Source organism: Streptomyces torulosus, assembly GCF_001419765.1.
Lineage (GTDB): Bacteria > Actinomycetota > Actinomycetes > Streptomycetales > Streptomycetaceae > Streptomyces > Streptomyces torulosus.
Window position 1 is genome coordinate 1 of sequence record NZ_LIRK01000988.1, and the last position, 1676, is coordinate 1676.

The following is a 1676-nucleotide window of genomic DNA, read 5'->3' on the forward strand; positions in this document are numbered from 1 at the left end:
GGCCGTAACGGGTGCGGCCGTAACGGGTGCGGCCGTATCGGGCGAGGCCGTGGAGGGGAGGAGCCGGGCGCCCTGGACGACCGCTCAGACGGTCGGCGGGGCGACGGGGGCGGGAGCGCTCCTCGTGCGGCGCCGGTGCGCGGACAGCGCGAGTCCGGTGGCGCCGGCCGCACCGACGGCCGCCAGGACACCCATGGCGTTCGTCAGACTGCCGACGGCGGAGATGAGCGCGAGCACGACGAGGGGACAGAGGAACTGACCGATGAAGAAGGCCCCGGTCCACAGTCCCGTACCGCGGCCCCGGTCGGCGTGGTCGAGCCGGGACATCGCCAGCGTGAGCAGGCTCGGCAGCATGATCCCGCCGCCGAGGCAGTTGATCACGGCACCGACGGTCAGTACGAGGGGATCGGGGGCGAGCCAGATCACCGCGAAGCCGAGCGCGCACAGGCCGAACACGACCGGCAGCCAAGTGTGCGGCGACCGATCGGACTTGGCGAAGATGACGGCACCGGCCACGACCGCCGCGCTGGAGACGGCGGCGGCCAGGCCGATCACTCCTGGGTTGGTCACGCCCATGTCATCCAGGAGGAAGGAGAGTTCTACCTGCACGGTGTAGAAGAGGACGGCGCCGAGGACGGTCAGCGCGCACGTCCCGAGCAGTGGCCGCCAGGGGGAGGGCCGCCGACCGGCCGGCTCGGAGCGGGAGGAGGCGGCCGTGGTCCGCTCGGACGGTCGCGGTCCGGGGAGGAACATGGCCATGGCGGGGGCGAGCAGCAGGCTCACGGCGTAGGCCCAGAACGGTGTGCGCCAGCCGGCCGATCCGGCCGCGCCGCCCAGCGCGAAGAACGCGGTCGCGGAGATCGAGGCGCACATCGTCTGAAGGGCGAGGTAGCGATCGCGCTGCTTCCCCGCGTAGGAGTCGCCGATCATCGTGGTGCAGCAGGTCATGATGGCGGCTTCGGCGACGCCGACGAGAACGCGGCCGGCGACGATCGCACCGAGCGAGTCCAGCCACAGCGGGGACGTGCCGAACACGGCGTAGAGCAGTGTGGCGATGACGAGCAGCCGTTTGCGGCCCAGCCGGTCGACGACGACCCCGGCGAAGGGGGCCAGCAGGGCCAGCGAGAGGGCGGGGATCGTCAGGGCCATGGGGACGAGCGCGTCGACGCCCGGCTCGTCGGCGAAGTGGTCGCGCATCAGCGGCAGGACGGGGGCGATGAGAACGGCACCCAGGACGGGCAGGCAACTGCCGGCCATCAGCAGCGTGATGCGCAGCCGGTGGCCGGGGCCGGACACGGCGGTCGCGGGCTCGGTCTCCACGGCCGGGACACTCGCCGGGACTGCGGGCGTCGGCGGCGTGGGCGTGGGCGGGGGCACGGATGCGGGCATGCGGGAACTCCACCTGGCTGAGCGGGATACGGGAGCGGCGGCGCGACCGCCGACGGCAGGGCCGTCCGGAAGACTGGACGGCCTGGAAGACTGGACCGGCGGTGCGCACGGTGGCTCCGGCGCCGGGTGGAGACGACTATGGAGCACCGCGCGAGCCCTGCCCAGCCTGTTTCCGATCGCGATCCAGGATGCCGATCATCCGTCTCCTGGATGGTCTGGGCACTGCCATGGCGAGCGCCACCCGCAGAACACCACCGCCGCGACCCGCCGAAGCCCCACGCCGACAC

At 72.9% G+C, this 1676-nt stretch carries 1 protein-coding gene; it reads right to left on the bottom strand.

Going from position 1 to position 1676, the window contains the following annotated elements; all coding sequences use genetic code 11:
• Positions 1-84: 84 nt before the first annotated feature.
• On the bottom strand, positions 85-1389 hold the full coding sequence (locus AOK23_RS43395) for an MFS transporter (protein ID WP_055717852.1): 1305 nt from the start codon (positions 1387-1389) through the stop codon (positions 85-87).
• Positions 1390-1676: the final 287 nt, after the last annotated feature.